The organism is Andreprevotia chitinilytica DSM 18519 (genome assembly GCF_000711875.1).
GTDB classification, from domain to species: domain Bacteria; phylum Pseudomonadota; class Gammaproteobacteria; order Burkholderiales; family Chitinibacteraceae; genus Andreprevotia; species Andreprevotia chitinilytica.
This window is the reverse complement of sequence record NZ_JONM01000009.1, coordinates 185537-201746: the sequence shown is the minus strand read 5'-3', so window position 1 is coordinate 201746 and position 16210 is coordinate 185537. Positions and strand designations below refer to the sequence as shown.

The following is a 16210-nucleotide window of genomic DNA, read 5'->3' as shown; positions in this document are numbered from 1 at the left end:
GGGCTGGCTATATCAAGTGCGTGAAATCAGCCAAAGCCCACCGGCAATTGCCAAACAAAGCGGTGAATAAAAGCGGGTATCCAGTTTCGCAAAGGCTGAATTGCGCACACGTTTGAAAAATCCGGTGTATTTGAAATCGCCAACGGCACGCAGCGCGAAGATCGCCGCAAGCGCCAGCAGTACAAGCCGCGCCCAGCTTTGCGGGATCGGCAGCTGCACCATCTGAATCTGCCACTGCACCAGCAAGGCCATGATCAGCATGGCCACAGCGACCATTGCTGTCGCCAGTGGCGAGGGCGTGAATAACGGTTTGCCATCCACTGACGGAATCGCCGCCGTCATGCCCCGGCGACCACCGGCAGCCCAGTAAATGTGTACGAGCGCGGCCAGGACAAAGAAGCCGGTCAATAAGCCTGCGACCATTTGTGTGCCTCTGTTTGCGGTGGTGAGTTCAGGTGGTTGTAGCCTGGACGGCGTTGCCGGCCGGGGTGACGCCGTGACAAATTTCACGTCAGCGGGTGTTGATACGTAGGCAACCCCGGCCGGCAACGCCGTCCGGGCTACGGGTGATCAGCGCAGGGTGCGGCTGAACAAATCCAGCGCCAGCTGATAGCCGATCATCGCCAGCTGCGGGTCGTAACGCTCGCCTTCATCGCGCATGAAGGCGTGTTGGCCGTTGAATTCGTGCCAGGTGAAATTGAGCTCGGCATCGTGGAGCTTGCGATACACGTCGGCACGGCCAGCGGACGGAATATGCGGGTCTTGCTTGCCCCAGATCATCAGCAACTCGCCCTTGATCTCGTGCAGGCGTTCCATGCTGTGCTGGCCCGGCTGGTTAGGAATCACGTGGCTGTGCAGATCCGTGGCATAGAAGCAGGCGGTGCCTTGTACTTCCGGACGCAGCGCGGCGCGGAAGGCGAGGTGGCCGCCGAGGCAAACGCCCATCGCGCCCAAATGGCCGTTGTACCAGCGCTGCGTGCCCAGCCAGTCGATCATCGCCTGGTTGTCGCTGTCGTAGGCTTCGACCGACTTGGCCGATTTGTCGGCATTGCCCTTGTCGCGGCCGGCGTTGTCATAGGCCAGCACGGTGCCGATCGGGTTGAGTTCGTGGAATACCTCTGGCACCAGCACGGCATAGCCATACCCCGCCAACAGCCGCGCTGTCCGCTCGATTGGCCCGGTCTGCTGGAAGATTTCCGAATAGAACAGGATGGCCGGATAACTGCCCTCGCCAGCCGGCCGATGCACATAGGTACGCATGGTGCCGGTGGGGGTGGACAAATCGACGTGGTGGCTCTGGATCAGCATGGGGGACTCGCTACGGGTTGAACGTTGGCAAGTCTAGCTGATGCCGGGGGGATATGCCGCAAGGGCGGGCTCGGGGTGATGGTTAGCGTTTCTCGCTGGCTGGCATAAACGGTCTAGTGCGCTTGCCCCCGCACCCGTAGCAGATATTGATTGATTTCCTCCGCCAGCCGTTCTTTTGCCTGCAGTTCTTGCGTGAGGAAGTCGGTCATTTGCAGGCGTTCCGGCGGATTGTTCAGTAGCAGGCATAGCCCATAGACATAGGTGCCTTCATCCGATTCCGTCTGCAGTTGCGCCCGCTCGATGTGCTCGAAGGGAATGGTTCGCGAACCCTTCGGCTTTTTGACCACCAGCACGTGTTGCCAGCCCTGGAAGTGAAAGGTGGTGTCCTGTGCCCGGCGCAGGATGGCTACGCCGGCCAGCCCAAAGAACAATCCGGTGACGATCAGGAAGGCGATGCCACCCATCTGGTCGGTCGGTGAGCCCGTGGGCTTGGTCATGACCGGGATGCCCAGTGCGGCAAGGCTCAGGCCAATGGCGAGCAGCAGGATGAATCCGCTGACGGCCAACGCCACTGCGCCAAACAAGCGGGAATAGGTTGCCGAAGAGAAAACCACCAGCTCGTATTCGGTTTGATGGGTGATTTTCAAATTCAAGGTGCTGCCCTGTCGCGTGTTTAACCGAGGTGATACCGGCTCTTGCCCGCATGCTTGGCGTGATACATCGCTTCGTCGGCGCGGTTGAGCAGGGCGTCGCCGTCTTCCCGGTAGTCCACCGGCCGCAGCGCGATGCCGATGCTGGTCGAAACGGTGGTCGGGTGGCCGTCGAGGACGAAGGGGGTTTTCATCGCAGCGACGATTTTTGCGGCGACTTGGGTTGCATCGCTTTCGGCGGCCTGCAGGTTCTCCAGCAGGATGGTGAATTCATCGCCGGCCAGCCGGGCCACGATGTCGGTCTCGCGCACGTTGTCTTTCAGGCGCTCGGCAAACAGCCGCAGCAGTTCGTCGCCGGCATCATGCCCCAGCGTGTCGTTCACACCCTTGAAGCCGTCCAGATCGAGGAACAGTAACGCCAGCGTATTACGGCTGCGTTTCTGCCGGGCGAAGGCTTCTTTCAGGTATTCGACCAGCGCGCGGCGGTTTGGCAGGCCGGTGAGTGCGTCGGCAAAGGCTTGCCCGCGCAGTTGTTCCATCAGCTGGGTGACTTGGCTGATGTCTTGCACCATCTGGTAATAGCCGCGCACCTGATGGTGTTCGTCTTCCTCCGGCACGATGGTGAAGCGTGCATCGCGAATGCTGTCGCCGAAGCGCTGGCGGGTGTTGAACTTGACCGTCAGGCCTTGCATCACTTTGTCGATATAGGGGGCGAGCGCGGTGCGGGCCGCCTCGTCGAGCATCACCCGGGCGGGCTGGCCAATGAGTTCGGTGTGGTCGATACCGAACCACTCGCCATAGAGCGCGTTGACGAAGCGATAGCGTTGCTGGCTGTCGATATGGGCGATCAGCACCGGCAGGTGGTCGGTGATGGTCAGCAGCTCCTGCCGGGCTGCAGCCAGCTCGGCTGTGCGTTCGGCCACGCGGGCTTCCAGACCTTGCTGCATGGTCTCGATGGCCGCATCGGCCGCCTTGCGCTGTTCGATGTTCTCGGTGATCACGATGAAGTGTTGCGGCTCGCCACGTTGATTGCGGTGCAACGCCATCGTCAGCTTGGTCCAGACCCCGTCCTTGTCTTTGGTTTGCAGGCGCATCTCATGCTGGCAATCGGTGATCGAGCCGGACATCAAGCGGTTGATCTGGCCGCGCAGGCGGAGGTGATCCTCGGGATTGACCAGGTCTTTGAGCGTGAGCCGGAACAGCTCGTCGCGCCGGTAGCCCAGCATCTTCAGCAGGCAGCTATTGGCCGCCAGCCAGTGCCCGGCGATATCGACATGGGCGATGCCGACGGGCGCTTGCTCGAAGGTCTCGCGGAAAATCGCTTCCTGTTCTTCCAGCGCCCGTTCGTCTGCCGCGTGGGTTTGCCGGGTCAGTTGCAGCAATTCGCGGCTTTGCAGCTCGCGTTCGACGAAGCTGGCCAGATCGACCAGCGCCTGTCGTCCCGCCTCATCCAGCTGGCGCGGCTGGTTGTCGATCACGCAGAGCGTGCCCAGTTTCAGCCCTTCTTTCGATGCCAAGGGGTGGCCGGCGTAAAAGCGGATATGCGGCGCTCCGGTGACCAGCGGGTTGTCGTGAAAGCGCTCGTCGGCTTGGGCGTCGGCGACGACCAGCGTGTCCTCGCCGAGGATCGCATGACCGCAGAACGAGATATCGCGTGGCGTCTCGGTCGTATCCAGCCCATAGCGGGATTTGAACCACTGGCGGTTTTCATCGACCAGCGAGATCACGGCGGTGGGCACGCCAAGCACGCGCGCTGCCACACGGGTGATTCGATCGAACACCGGCTCAGGCGGCGTATCGAGAATCGTCAGCTGGTGCAGTAAGGCGATCCGCTGCGCTTCGTTTTCAGGATGTCTTGGGGTGAGCACGGCGTGCTCCGTAAGGAGAGGCTTACTTCACTATACGAGGGATCGCGCGACAGTGGCGATGTGAGCGGCGTTGTGGCCCGCCTCAACTTACAAACGGCGGGATTGATGGCTGGATAGGGCGTCAATGGCCCCTTGGCAGAGCAAGGGGCCATGTTGAAGAAGGGACCGGGGTGACTAAACCTGCGCCAGCTTTTCGCCCGTTGCCCCAGCGCGTTCCTGCCGGATCAGATCCAGCTGATAGCGCAGGAAACGCGCCACCAAACGAACCGTGAGGCGAGCCAGCCACAGGCACAGTGCGAACCCGAGTGCGCCCACAGCCAGCAGAATCAGTCCGACGATCAGCATCGCCTTTTTGCCGTACTCACCGATCAGGGCCTTGAGCTTCACGCTTTGATTGCCGTCGTTCAGCGTGAGCGACCCACCGCCTGCGTCCTGCTCGATATGGACGCTGCCTTCGGGTGATTCGATGTGGATCGCAGCGCCGCTGGCCGTCTGGCCGATGACGACTTTCTCGCCCTCGTCGCCACTGATATTGATCGACACGCCACCGTTATCGAGCTGGCGGACCACCGCGCTGTCATGCCAGCGCGACAGGAACAGGTTTTCATCCGCGGGCCAGCCGAATAGCGAATGGGTCAGCCAAGCCACCGATAGCGTCAGCCCCGCCACCAGAATGCCCGTCGACACCACGAAGCCGGTGGTGAGCATGCCCAGGTAAAACAGGAGCGGGATCGCCAGCACGAAATTGAGCACGCCCAACCCGGCGGTGGCGGCGATCACGCCCCACAGCGAGCCGAACGATTTACGCTGCTCCCACGCCTTCAAGCGGTGCTTGGCGCGCAGCTCACGTGCCAGTTGGGCCGGGTCGCCCAAGCCTTGAGCGACGTCTTCTTCATTGCGGCCATCGGCCAGTGCTTCGCGGAAGTATTCGCGGCAGTCGGCCAGCAGCTCTTCCACATCCTGGCGCGGCAGGCCGGCCAATGCGTGCTCCAGCTGCTGTAGATAGGTTTGCTGATTCATCATGACTCCTTGGGCAAGCGTGTTTCTGTAGGGGAGGGGGCCGCGAGCACGCTATCGATTTCACTCACGAACTCACGCCACTCCGTTTGCATGGCGGCGAGGGCGGTTTCGCCGGCCGGGGTAAGCCGGTAGTACTTGCGCGATGGCCCGGTGCTGGATTCGACGAGGTAGGTATTGACCCACGCCTCGTCCTGCAGCCGCCGCATCAGCGGGTATACCGTGCCCTCGCTGATTTCCATCGAGCGCGAGAGCTGGTTGACGATGTCGTAGGCGTAGCTATCGCCACGCGCCAGCACCGCCAGCACGCACAGTTCCAGCGCACCTTTCTTCAGTTGTGTTTTCACGTTCGGGTTCCAGTTGCCCTGGCTGCCGTCGCGGGGACGCCGGCAAGGCCGTGGCGGAGGGTGATTCTTGGGTAGTCGCTATACTTTATAACCATGTACTTTGTAATGCAAGGTATGTGGCTATACAAAGCTCTTCGCCGGCTGGATGGCTTGAATGCTGCGTTGGGGCCGCTCGCGTTAGGGTTTTCTCGTATATTTGTTATATAAACTGCATTCAAAATTATTTGTTGATCTATAAGGCGCCGTTTACATTGCTTTCCATCGTGTTCGGATGCCTGCGGAATACAGGCACGGGAGGAAAGCGTGGCAGAACGACCTACCTTGCTGGCCCTGCAGGGCGATGTGCAACCGTTGTCGATCCGGGCCAAGGCGCTGGTGTTCGCTGATCCGGCTTCGCGCCAATTGCTGCATTACCTGGAACGGCTCGCCCCATCCGAAGCGCCGGTGCTGATCATTGGCGAAACCGGCACCGGCAAAGAGCTGGTGGCAAGGCACGTGCATCATCTTTCCGCTCGCAAGGGGCCGTTCGTGGCGGTGAACTGCGGCGCGATCAGCGAGCATCTGGCCGAAAGCGAACTCTTCGGTCACGAGCAGGGTGCGTTCACCGGCGCGGTTGGCCGGCGCGAAGGCTGGTTCGAAGCGGCACATGGAGGCACGCTGTTTCTGGATGAAATCGGCGATTTGCCACTACCGCTGCAAGTGAAACTGCTGCGCGTGCTGCAAGAGCGCGAAGTAGTGCGCATCGGCTCGCGCAAGGCCATTCCGGTGGATGTGCGGCTGGTAGCGGCCACCAACGTCGATCTGGATCAGGCGGTGTCGGCCGGGCATTTCCGGCTCGATCTCCTGTACCGGCTCAACATCGCCCAAGTGCGCCTGCCACCATTACGCGAGCGCATTGGCGACATCCTGCCGCTGGCGGAATATTTTCTGGGCGTGTATGCGCAACGTCTGGGCGCGGCCGTGCCGGCATTATCCGATGCCACGTGCCAGGCGCTGATCCGCTACCCGTGGCCGGGCAATATCCGCGAGCTGGAAAACGTCATCCATTTCGCGCTGCTGGTCTCCAGCGGCGAGACCATTCAGCCGGAGCACCTCAAGTTTTCCGGCGGCTTATCGGTGGCCTCGCAAGCGGCACCGGTTAGCGACGAAGTGCCGCTGGCCGCCATCGCCCGCCAGCTCGACCGCCTGTTCGCCGCGCCGGGCGAAACCCTGTTCGACGAGCTGGAACAACTGATCGTCGAACGGGCCTATAAACACAGCCGCTACAACCAGGTGCGCGCCGCCGAGCTGCTCGGCATCACGCGCAATGTGTTGCGCACGCTGCTGAAACGTCACGGCCTGCTAGAACCTGCTCCCGATCTGTCGCGAGCGGCCCTCAGCGGGGTGAAGAGCAGCGCAGGAACCGCAATTTACGCAGGTAAATGAGGATTCTGAGCAGCGCATGATCCCCGATCAGGGCTGCGCAGCAAGATCGGGGGCTGGTTCGTGACTGATTCCCCGCAACTTCCACCAGAGAACCCAAACATGGAATACCGCAAACTCGGCCATACCGAACTAGACGTCAGCCTGATCGGCCTTGGCACAATGACCTGGGGCGAGCAGAACACTGAAGCCGATGCCCACGCCCAGATCGACTACGCGCTCAGTCAGGGTGTGAACCTGCTGGACGCCGCCGAGATGTACCCGGTGCCGCCCAAGCCGGAAACGCAAGGCCGCACCGAGCAATACATCGGCACGTGGCTTGCCAGGACCGGCCGCCGCAAAGACATTGTGCTCGCCACCAAAGTGGCCGGCCCGGCACGCCAACCGCATCAGCCGCGCCACCTGCGCAATGGCGATACCAGCCTCGATGCCAAGAACATCAACGAAGCGGTCAACGGCAGCCTCAAGCGTCTGCAGACCGACTACATCGACCTCTACCAACTGCATTGGCCGGACCGCAGTACCAACACCTTCGGCCGCCTCGGCTACCCTTGGATCGACGATGACAGCACCGTTGCCATCGAAGAAACGCTGTCCGCGCTGGCCGATCTGATCAAGGCCGGCAAGGTGCGCTACATTGGCGTCTCCAACGAAACCCCATGGGGTGTTGCGCAGTTCATCAAGGCCAGCGAAAAGCTCGGCCTGCCGCGCATCGTCTCGATCCAGAACCCATACAGCCTGCTCAATCGCACGTATGAAGTGGGGCTGTCCGAATTCAGCCACCGTGAAAAAATCGGTCTGCTGGCGTATTCGCCACTTGGCTTCGGTGCGCTGACCGGCAAATACCTCAACGGCGCGCTCCCGGCCGGTTCCCGCTTCGCCTTGTTCGACCGCTTCAGCCGCTACAGCAAACCGGAAGCCACGCAAGCGATCACCGAGTACGTGAACCTCGCCAAGCGCAACGGCCTCAGCCCGGCGCAATTCGCGCTTGCCTTCGTCAACAGCCGGCCGTTCACCACCAGCACCTTGATCGGGGCGACCACGCTGGAGCAATTGAAGGAAAACATTGCCAGCGTGAACGTGACATTGGGAGAGGACATTCTGGCGGAGATCGATGCGATTCATCTGCGGATTCAGAATCCGGCGCCTTGATGGGGGTTGAGTTGGTCAGACAAAAAAGCCGGCGTTTGCCGGCTTTTTTGCTTTGACCTATAACTACGTTGTAGTTACATTTGCTGCATGACTACATTCCACTTTGACTGGGATGAAGCCAAGTCTGTAAGCAATCTTTAAGAAGCATGGCGTCAGCTTTGACGAGGCTAAGTCGGTTTTTTACGACGAACGTGCGCGTTTGATCGCCGATCCAGAACACTCTGAAAACGAAGACAGATTCATTCTTCTCGGATTAAGTGCCAATCTGAAATTGTTGGTGGTATGCCATTGTTACCGTGCAGAGAATAACGTTATTCGAATCATCTCTGCGCGAAGAGCAAGTAATCGCGAATCGACGTTTTACCCATAAAAGAGACCTATGATGCGAGACGAATACGATTTTTCTCAATCAAAGAAGAACCCATATGTTTCCCAATTGAAGAAGCAAATTACCATTCGGCTTGATGAGGGCTCGATCAACTACTTCAAGTCTATTTCTGAAGAGGTTGGGATTCCCTACCAAAGCTTGATCAATCTATATCTACGCGATTGTGCAGCCAAGCACCGCAAGCTGGATCTCAGTTGGAAGTGATGCGTGTAGGTTGGCGTTGAGCGCAGCGAAGCCCAACAAGCGTGGGTGAATGTTGGGCTTCGCTGCGCTCAACGCCAACCTACGAATTATCGGGGTTTTGAGATGATTCAATCACCATTGATCATTTGCCTGCGCCAGCACCAATATTAAATAGAGAACACATTTTGCGACGTTATTTGAAATGGCTCGGCTTGCTCCTGCTAGCCCCCATCGGCTTTATTCTTTGCTACCTGCTCATCGCATTCGGCCTTGTGCTCTTTCCTGCCAACGCCGAGCCATCCAATCCCACCATCAACGCCTATATCGTTTCCAACGGCGTCCACACCGATTTCGTCTTTCCCATCGAATCGCCGCAAATCGATTGGCGAACCATCTTCCCCTTGGCGCATTTAAAGGCCGTGCCGCCAGATGCGGCATTCATGGCCATCGGCTGGGGTGATCGCGAGTTTTATCTGAATACGCAGAACTGGGGCGATCTCACGGTGGGCCGGGCACTGAGTGCTTTATCCGGGCAGGATCGCTCGTTGGTGCATGTTGAATATCTGCGGGCGGCGGAGTTGAAGGCGGGCACTTATCGCTTGCCGTTGTCCGTCGCGCAATATGCATCGCTGGTGAATTACGTGCTGGAGACGACGCAACGAGCTGGGTTGCAAGGCGTGAATGTGCCCGGCGCGCATTACGGTCGATACGATGCGTTCTATGAAGCGAATGGATCGTACAACCTGTTCAATACCTGCAATGCGTGGATCGGCCACGGCTTGTTGCAGGCAGGGGTGAAAGTCAGTCGCTGGACACCGCTGGATGTGAATGTGCTGTGGCATCTGCAGCCCGGCGGACCCAACGTATTAGAGATCAGAGAGCGAAACTGATGTTTGCTGCTGAAAGTGAATTACAAAGCCGTGCAAGTCTTGTCGCGAACGTTGGAACCGCATTGATACGCGATGGACTTGTTTTTGCTCCCTATGATATCCACAAGGAACAAACGCCCCACGGCAAGTTCGAGTCAATTCTGGCCGCAATTCCTGATTGCTATCACTTGGACTTTAGCTCGTCGTTGATTGACTTTGGCAAGGTTAAAGCCCTGCATGTGTTGGGCGGCTTTAGCCAAGGCATGGGCGATGCGATCATGGGCGTCGGGCTGTTGCAATATATCAAAGCGCATTTTGGTTGCAGGATTCGGCTATTCCTTGCCTGCACCATGCCAACTTTCGTTTACGAGATTTATTCACTCGCAGCACAAGAACGTATTCTGGACTCTGTCGAATTGCTGCCCGCTCAAACCGACCGCATCGCTGCCGATGGCGCTACAGTTGTTGATTTGACTGATCTCTTTGGCCACCGCTTTCGTGAAGGGGCCGTTGTCGATATGTATGCAAGTGCGTTGGGACTTGATGCTGCCAAAATTCCTCTTGAGTACAAACGGCCTACTTGGTTAAGAGGGCTTAAGGTAGCTCCGGTCGATCAGCCATATTCGTTGATAATCAGTGATTCCAAGGAAAGCTTCAAATCCGTGCCTGATTCGGTGGTGGCTCAAGCTGTTCGCACAATAAATCAGCGGCATTCACTGCCAGTTTATGGATTTAGCTCTCGAATTGCCGATACGGCCTTTCTGAATGTTTCATCCGTCTCGACTAGCGCTCGGGATTTCATACAAATTATCGCGAATGCTACGTATGTATACACGGTAGACACAGCGGCCATGCATATTGCTGCCGGGTTGGGCGTGCCTACAACAGCATTCGTAGCGACAGATTTCTGGTCGAGTTGGTGCCACTACTATTTGAAAGAGCCGGCTTTTCAAATCGCCCATGTAGCTGGAGGGACCGATGCCGAATGGGAAGCGGCAGTTGCCAGAATCGCGGCCTATCCAATCCACAGCGCGACAGGCTCTGAAGATGTTTGTGCTGTCTTGCCGCACGGTGATGGGCGTTAAACGGTGTCTAGCCTCGGCATCACAACCGAAACCGCCCCAACATATCCCGCAACCGCTGCCCCAGATGATGCAGGTCTTGTGCCGTGGTCTCGGCCTGTTTCAGGCTGGCCATGCTTTGTGTGCTAGCGACGCGGATGCTTTCCATCGTGATCGCCAGTTGATCCATGCCAGTGAGTTGCTGCTGGGCGGAGATGAGGATTTGCGTGCCGGCATGGGCGCTTTCGGTGAGGCTGGCGGCCAGTTGGCGGATGGCTTCGCCGGCCTGATTCGATAGCTTCACGCCGACCGTGACCGCCTTGCTGCCTTGCTCGGTCGCCAATACGGCTTCGCTGGTGGCTTTCTGGATTTCCACCAGCATGTTGCGTACTTGCGCGGTCGCCTGTTTGGATTGCGCGGCGAGGTGGCGTACTTCCTGCGCGACCACCGTAAAGCCCTTGCCGTGGTCGCCGGCCTTGGCGGCTTCGATGGCGGCGTTGATGGCCAGCAGGTTGGATTGCTCGGCCAGCTCGTTCACCGTGGCGATGATCTCGCTGATGGCGTGCGTTTGCTCGGATAGCCGGATGATGCTGCGGGCGATGGATTCCATCTGCACCTGAATGTGCTGCATGCCATCGACCGTTTCCTCCACCGCTTGCTTGCCGTTTTGCGATATCTCGGCGCTTCGCTGGGCGGAGTCCGAGACGTGCCTGGCCTTGTCGGCCGAGACTTGCGCCGTCTGGCGCACTTCTTCGACGGTGGTGGTGGTTTCAACGATGGACGTTGCGGTTTCCTGCGCGCCGGAGGCCATCTGCGTCGTTCCGCTCAGAATCTCGCTGGATGCCGCCGAGAGGACGTCCATGCCGGCCTGGATCTCGCGGTTGATGTCGCGCAGGTTTTGCACCATCAGCGCAAAGGCGTGGCCGAGCGTGTCATCCGATGAGCGAGGCATGACCGTAACCGCGAGTTGTCCGGCGGCGATCTCTTCGGCCAGCTGTGCCCGTTCGCGCAGGGTATCGATCATGGCGACAAACGCATGGCCGAGCACGTCCTGGCTGGATTGGGGCGTGATGTCTTGCGAGATATCGCCGACGGCAATCTTGGTGGCGATGGCGGTTTTTTCCTGCAGGGCCTGGGCCATCTGATTGAAGGCGTCTTCCAGTATGCCGATCTCGTCCCGGCGCGGTGTGGTCGGCGGGATGACCGGGATATCGCCCGCCACGATCCGGCGGGCGCGGGCGGTCAGGATGGTCAGCGGGCCGGCCACCACGTCGCTGAGATAAAACGCCTGCATGATGCAGGCGGCGCAGACCATCACCCCGATCATTGAGAGCAGGGTGAGTGTGCTGGCAACGCGGTGCTCGGTCGAGACGATGGCATGCTGGGCATTTTTCTGCGCGAGTTCGTCGAGTTCCAGCGCGATGCTCCGCAAGTGCTCGAAGCGATCACGCTGAATGCCGCGTCCCAGCTCCTGCGCCTGTTCGATCTTGCCGGCATAAATCAGCATGAGCTGTTCTTGCCGGGTGTGCCGGTATTCGTTCAGCACCTGCCTGATCTGGCCGAGCTTGGCCAAAGCCGCCGGATTGCCTTGCCCCAGTTCATTCAGTTGCTTGAGGCGGGTATCGACCTGCAGCACATGGTCATGGATTTCCCGCACCAGTTTGTCTTGCTCGGCACGCCGGTTTTCCAGCTGCACTTCCAGCATCAATGAGCGCAAGCGGTTCTCGTCGGCGCGGAACTCGATGAGTTCGGTGGCCATGCTGAAGTCGTGTTCGAACAAGGTCTTCTGCGAGGCTTCGATATCCGTGAGGCGCGAATAGGCGAGGGCGATGACGATCAGCAGACCCAGCAGCGCCACGCCAAAGCCCAATAGCAGCTTGAGGCGCGTATTCAAATCCAGAAACCGCTTCATGCCTGCTCCCTGCGGAAAATGCGGTGCTGTTCATGGGGTGGCGGGGCGCATATGCCAGATTGTGCTTACACATCTTTGCTGAAGTTCTTGGCTGTTTTTCTAGCCATGTTGCACCATCCCTACACAATGCATACGTCATTGTTGGCACAAATACAGAATAGACTTTGCGCTGCAACATGACAGGTGCTCTCTTTGCAATAGCGCGTCAACGATCGGCATTTGATTGCGTTTGCAATTAAGTGTCTCCGTATAGTCAAATTCAAAATCAACTCCCCCGAGTGCTCCATGTCTGCCGAATCAGTCCAGTTACGCCATCACCGTCCCTTCCTCGCTTTCTGGTTTGCCCGCGTCTTTACGGCAGGGGGCTTTCAGGTGATGAGCGTGGCCATTGCCTGGCAGATGTATTCATTGACCGGCAGCGCAATGGACCTGGGTCTGGTGGGCTTGGCCGAATTCGCGCCGCGCATCCTGTTCATGCTGCAGATCGGCCACGTGGCGGATAAATTCGACCGCCGCACCATCAGTACGCTGACCAAAGTGCTGCAGCTGATCGCCGCCTTGGTGCTGCTGGTAGCGACTGCGCGCGGCAGTGTCAGCCGCGAGCTGTTTTTCATCGTCGCCTTCCTGTTCGGCACCGCGCGCGCGTTCGAGATGCCGGCGACGCAGGCCATGCTGCCGAGCATCGTCCCCGCAACGTTGTTGCCGACTGCCATTGCTGCATCGGCCTCGGCCATGCAGGCGGCGACCATCGTCGCGCCGGCGTTGGGCGGCTTCCTGTTTGCCATCGGCCCGGTTGAAACCTACGCGCTTTCGGCGCTGGTTTACCTAGTCGCCACCGGCCTGATGCTGCTGGTGCCGTCGCAACCGCCAGCCTATAAGCAACAAGGCTCGGCGCTGGATTCGCTGTTGGCCGGCATTCATTTCATCCGCAGCCGGCCGGACATCCTCGGCGCGATTTCGCTCGATCTGTTCGCGGTGCTGCTGGGCGGGGCGACGGCGCTATTGCCGGTGTTCACCAAGGACATCCTGCATGCCGGCGCATGGGGGCTGGGCTTGCTGCGCTCCGCGCCGGCAGTCGGGGCGATCCTGATGTCGTTCTGGCTGGCGCACCGGCCAATCAAGCGGCGCGTGGGCAAGACCATGTTCGCGGCAGTGGCGGTCTTTGGCGTAGCGACCATCGTGTTCGGGCTGTCTCGCAACTTTGCCGTGTCGATGGCGGCACTGGCGGTGCTGGGCGCGTCGGACATGGTCAGCATGGTGATCCGTGGCGCATTCGTGCAACTGGAAACGCCGGACGACATGCGCGGCCGGGTGTCGGCGGTGAATGGCCTCTTTATTGGCGCATCGAATCAGCTGGGCGAGTTTGAATCCGGCGCGACCGCCGCATGGTTCGGCCCGGTGGCTGCCGTGGTGCTGGGCGGCGTGGGCACGCTGGCGGTGGTGGCATTGTGGATGAGGTGGTTCCCGTCGCTGGCCGGACGGGACGGGATTCAGCGTGCGCCGGTGGAGCAGGCTGCAGCGGCGTAGTGAACTGTAGCCCGGACGGCTTTGCCGGCCGGGATTGCCGCTTTGACGGAGAACCCCGGCCGGCAAGCCGTCCGGGCTACGTGCTGTAAAGCTTTTAGTCGCGCCATAGGCGCATAACAAAAAAAGATCGTAAACAGCCTCTCAGTACACAAACGTCACAGTCTTGTCGCGGAGCTCGCAGTACTTCACATCGAGATCCGGCGCGCCGCAGTCACCGACTTCAACGATCTCGCCGCTGACGTAGCGGGCCTTGGCCCATCTGTGGTTGGCAAAGGTGATGACGCCCCAGCCGTCGCGCTTGAACGCCATCGGCACGAACTCTTTGATGAATTGGTACGTCGCCATGCTTTGCGGGGCATTCTCATCCGTGCCGATGCGCAGATTGTCGAGCACGAATGCGCCGGCATATTCCGAGCCATCGCTGCCAAAAATCTTGCCGCGCCCGCAGCGCAACGGCGAATCAAAGCTGTCGCAGCGCGCCGCCAGCTCGTTGACGCCCTCCAGCCAGATTTCCTTTTTGTCTTTCTTGTCTTTCTTGCAGGTGCGATAGAACTCCCCCGGCCCGCCGACCGGCACCAGTGCACCCTGGCGGATTTCGGCAGGGCCGCGATAGTCAGTGCAGAGCGACACCGGAATCTTCGTTTTGCCTTTGCACTGGGTGCGATCGGCATTGCACAGCATGAGCGAGGTTTTCTCATCGATGTGCGAGCCGATGCCGACCACGATTTGCTGGCTGGTGTCGTATTGCCAGCGTTGCGGCGCTTGCGGATTGAAGGCAAACGGGCCGCTGGGCAGGCTGTACGTCACGTCGAAGCTATGCCCTTCAAAGAAGGTCCCCTTGTTGCATTGCCAGTCGCCGTTCTCCGCGTGAATCCAGTCATTGCAGCTGGCGGCAAACATATCGGTGCTGCCGCGTTTGCCGATGGTGACCTTGCGCAGGGTGCCGGATTCAACCGTGTCCTGATCGAAGGCCACCAGGTCCACGCTCCATTCGCCGCCCTTGCCGGCAAAGCGGATGCGGCCGGGCAGCGGCTGCTTGTTGTTGGCGAAGGTTGGAAAGCGCAGCGTCTGGCCCTTGTCGTTGTAAATCAGCTCGTACTGATCCGCGATGACATTGGCCTCCGGGGTGTTGCGCACCCGGAACAGGTGGCCGACCGGCGTGCCGGCTACGAACTTGCCCTCCAGCGATGTTGCTGACGGTTGCTTCCCCTTGGGGAAGACCTCGAATTTATGGCCCTCACCGTCAAGCAGACCGTATTTGAATTGGCCTTCCTGCCGGTAGTACTCGCCGACGGGTTGGCGCGCAGTGTCGTAGGGATAGTTTTGCTTCAGGCCGGCACCGTGCAGAAAACCGTCCACGAAATTGCCTTCATAAGTCTTGTGGACGAAGGTGGTTTTGCCATCTGCGGCGCGGTTGCGCACCACCACCGCCAGCGTGCCGTGCCCGGCAATCAGCCCGCCATTACAGGGCGCGCCTTTCCACAGCGCACCAATGGCTAAGTCGCCATCGGCATTGATCGAGAAGAATTTGCAGCCATCGGCCATGACGAACGCCTGCTTGTAATAGCTGGACCCGGCTGGGGCGGCCTCTGCAACGGGCGTTGCTTTGGGCAGCTCGGGCAGCGGCGGGATGTTGGCCTGTTGCTGCACCAGATCGAGCGCATCAAAGCGCCTTTTCATGCCGTCGGCTTGTTCCTTGGCGGCTTCCGGCGTTAAGCCGCTGCCGAAGCCGGCATTGGCCAGCGTTTCCAGCATGGCTCGCTCTGCATCCGCCGTTGATGTCTCGGCAAAGCCGGGCAGGGCGCTCAAGGCAAACACGATGGCAGCAACGAACAGGGAAGGTTTGGGGCCGGGTCGCAAGGTAGGTTTCATGTTGGATTGGGTCAGAATGGGTGGGCCAAGTATCGCAGAAGGTTGCGTTTGTTCGTAAGTCAGCCAAATGGGGGAGGGGGCGCGTAGCGTGTAGGTTGTGGTTGAGCGCAGCGAAGCCCAACATCGGTTGCCGACGATTGCGCAGATGTTGGGCTTCGCTGCGCTCAACCCAATCTACGTAAAATCTATTTGGAATATAAATCTGAAAATATATTATTTATGGGAATAAGTTGGCGCTGCTAGTCTGTCGGTGTCGGCCTTCGATCAAGGTCACATTCGCAGAGGGAACCATGCAGGCTTACATCGTCGGCGCAGACCAACTCGGCAACATCCCGGATGTATTGGCTGATTACGGGATCCAGATCGGTCATCACATCACCGGGCGCAATCCGTCGCATCAACGCAAACCGTCCGGCATCAAGGGCATGGATATCGTGATCCTGTTCACCGATTTCCTTGGCCATAACGTGATGCGCAATTACCGCCAGGCCGCCCAGGCCGAGAAAGTGCGCTTCGTGGCCTGCCGCCGCTCCACCTGCGCCTTGACACAATCGCTGGACAAGATCGGCGCTGAAAAGTGTGCCGACTGCCCGGAGCGCTTGCGGACGCATTGATCGCCGCGCTTTCGCTTTCA

The 16210-nt window shown here is 59.4% G+C and carries 16 protein-coding genes; 8 read left to right on the top strand and 8 right to left on the bottom strand.

Annotation, left to right across the window (positions count from 1 at the left end; genetic code table 11):
• Positions 1 to 12: 12 nt before the first annotated feature.
• The 6 genes from BR41_RS13630 to BR41_RS13605 form a co-directional block, all read right to left on the bottom strand.
• Positions 13 to 423, bottom strand: a complete 411-nt coding sequence (locus tag BR41_RS13630; protein ID WP_035057574.1) for a DUF3995 domain-containing protein — start codon at positions 421 to 423, stop codon at positions 13 to 15.
• 147 nt (positions 424 to 570) lie between these two features.
• A complete protein-coding gene (locus BR41_RS13625) occupies positions 571 to 1308 on the bottom strand; it encodes a dienelactone hydrolase family protein (protein ID WP_035057571.1) in 738 nt (245 codons plus the stop codon).
• 113 nt (positions 1309 to 1421) lie between these two features.
• Positions 1422 to 1961 carry a phage holin family protein gene (locus BR41_RS13620; protein WP_156970695.1) on the bottom strand — a complete coding sequence of 180 codons (540 nt, stop codon included), beginning with the start codon at positions 1959 to 1961 and terminating at the stop codon, positions 1422 to 1424.
• A gap of 20 nt (positions 1962 to 1981) precedes the next feature.
• Complete coding sequence (locus tag BR41_RS13615; protein WP_035057568.1) at positions 1982 to 3826, bottom strand: sensor domain-containing diguanylate cyclase; 1845 nt, start codon at positions 3824 to 3826, stop codon at positions 1982 to 1984.
• Positions 3827 to 4000: 174 nt separating this feature from the next.
• Entirely contained in the window at positions 4001 to 4846 is an 846-nt protein-coding gene (locus tag BR41_RS23010) for a DUF1700 domain-containing protein (protein WP_051710929.1), read from the bottom strand.
• Entirely contained in the window at positions 4846 to 5190 is a 345-nt protein-coding gene (locus BR41_RS13605; protein WP_035057567.1) for a PadR family transcriptional regulator, read from the bottom strand. Before BR41_RS13605 ends, BR41_RS23010 begins: the two co-directional genes overlap by 1 nt.
• Positions 5191 to 5493: 303 nt before the next feature.
• Here BR41_RS13605 and BR41_RS13600 point away from each other — a divergent pair, with 303 nt between their 5' ends.
• From BR41_RS13600 to BR41_RS13580, 6 genes are all read left to right on the top strand, one after another.
• The gene (locus tag BR41_RS13600; RefSeq protein WP_051710926.1) at positions 5494 to 6615 is read left to right on the top strand and encodes a sigma-54 interaction domain-containing protein; all 1122 of its coding nucleotides are present in this window, start codon (positions 5494 to 5496) and stop codon (positions 6613 to 6615) included.
• Positions 6616 to 6714: 99 nt separating this feature from the next.
• Positions 6715 to 7764, top strand: a complete 1050-nt coding sequence (locus BR41_RS13595; protein ID WP_035057566.1) for an NADP(H)-dependent aldo-keto reductase — start codon at positions 6715 to 6717, stop codon at positions 7762 to 7764.
• 133 nt (positions 7765 to 7897) lie between these two features.
• Positions 7898 to 8134, top strand: a complete 237-nt coding sequence (locus tag BR41_RS25230) for a BrnT family toxin (RefSeq protein ID WP_308417275.1) — start codon at positions 7898 to 7900, stop codon at positions 8132 to 8134.
• Between the two features lie 9 nt (positions 8135 to 8143).
• On the top strand, positions 8144 to 8356 hold the full coding sequence (locus BR41_RS13590; protein ID WP_308417274.1) for a CopG family antitoxin: 213 nt from the start codon (positions 8144 to 8146) through the stop codon (positions 8354 to 8356).
• A gap of 164 nt (positions 8357 to 8520) precedes the next feature.
• On the top strand, positions 8521 to 9225 hold the full coding sequence (locus BR41_RS13585; protein ID WP_211251748.1) for a TIGR02117 family protein: 705 nt from the start codon (positions 8521 to 8523) through the stop codon (positions 9223 to 9225).
• Positions 9225 to 10289 carry a glycosyltransferase family 9 protein gene (locus BR41_RS13580; protein ID WP_156970694.1) on the top strand — a complete coding sequence of 355 codons (1065 nt, stop codon included), beginning with the start codon at positions 9225 to 9227 and terminating at the stop codon, positions 10287 to 10289. The genes BR41_RS13585 and BR41_RS13580 overlap by 1 nt, the downstream gene beginning before the upstream one ends.
• Positions 10290 to 10308: 19 nt before the next feature.
• On the opposite strand, the gene BR41_RS13575 is transcribed toward BR41_RS13580, so the two are convergent.
• Entirely contained in the window at positions 10309 to 12177 is a 1869-nt protein-coding gene (locus BR41_RS13575; protein ID WP_035057559.1) for a HAMP domain-containing methyl-accepting chemotaxis protein, read from the bottom strand.
• Between the two features lie 285 nt (positions 12178 to 12462).
• Here BR41_RS13575 and BR41_RS13570 point away from each other — a divergent pair, with 285 nt between their 5' ends.
• A complete protein-coding gene (locus tag BR41_RS13570) occupies positions 12463 to 13704 on the top strand; it encodes an MFS transporter (RefSeq protein WP_035057556.1) in 1242 nt (413 codons plus the stop codon).
• A gap of 141 nt (positions 13705 to 13845) precedes the next feature.
• On the opposite strand, the gene BR41_RS13565 is transcribed toward BR41_RS13570, so the two are convergent.
• Entirely contained in the window at positions 13846 to 15576 is a 1731-nt protein-coding gene (locus BR41_RS13565) for an MORN repeat-containing protein (RefSeq protein ID WP_156970693.1), read from the bottom strand.
• A 290-nt stretch (positions 15577 to 15866) separates the two neighbouring features.
• On the opposite strand from BR41_RS13565, the gene BR41_RS13560 reads away from it, so the two are divergent.
• Entirely contained in the window at positions 15867 to 16190 is a 324-nt protein-coding gene (locus BR41_RS13560) for a DUF2325 domain-containing protein (RefSeq protein WP_035057551.1), read from the top strand.
• Positions 16191 to 16210: the final 20 nt, after the last annotated feature.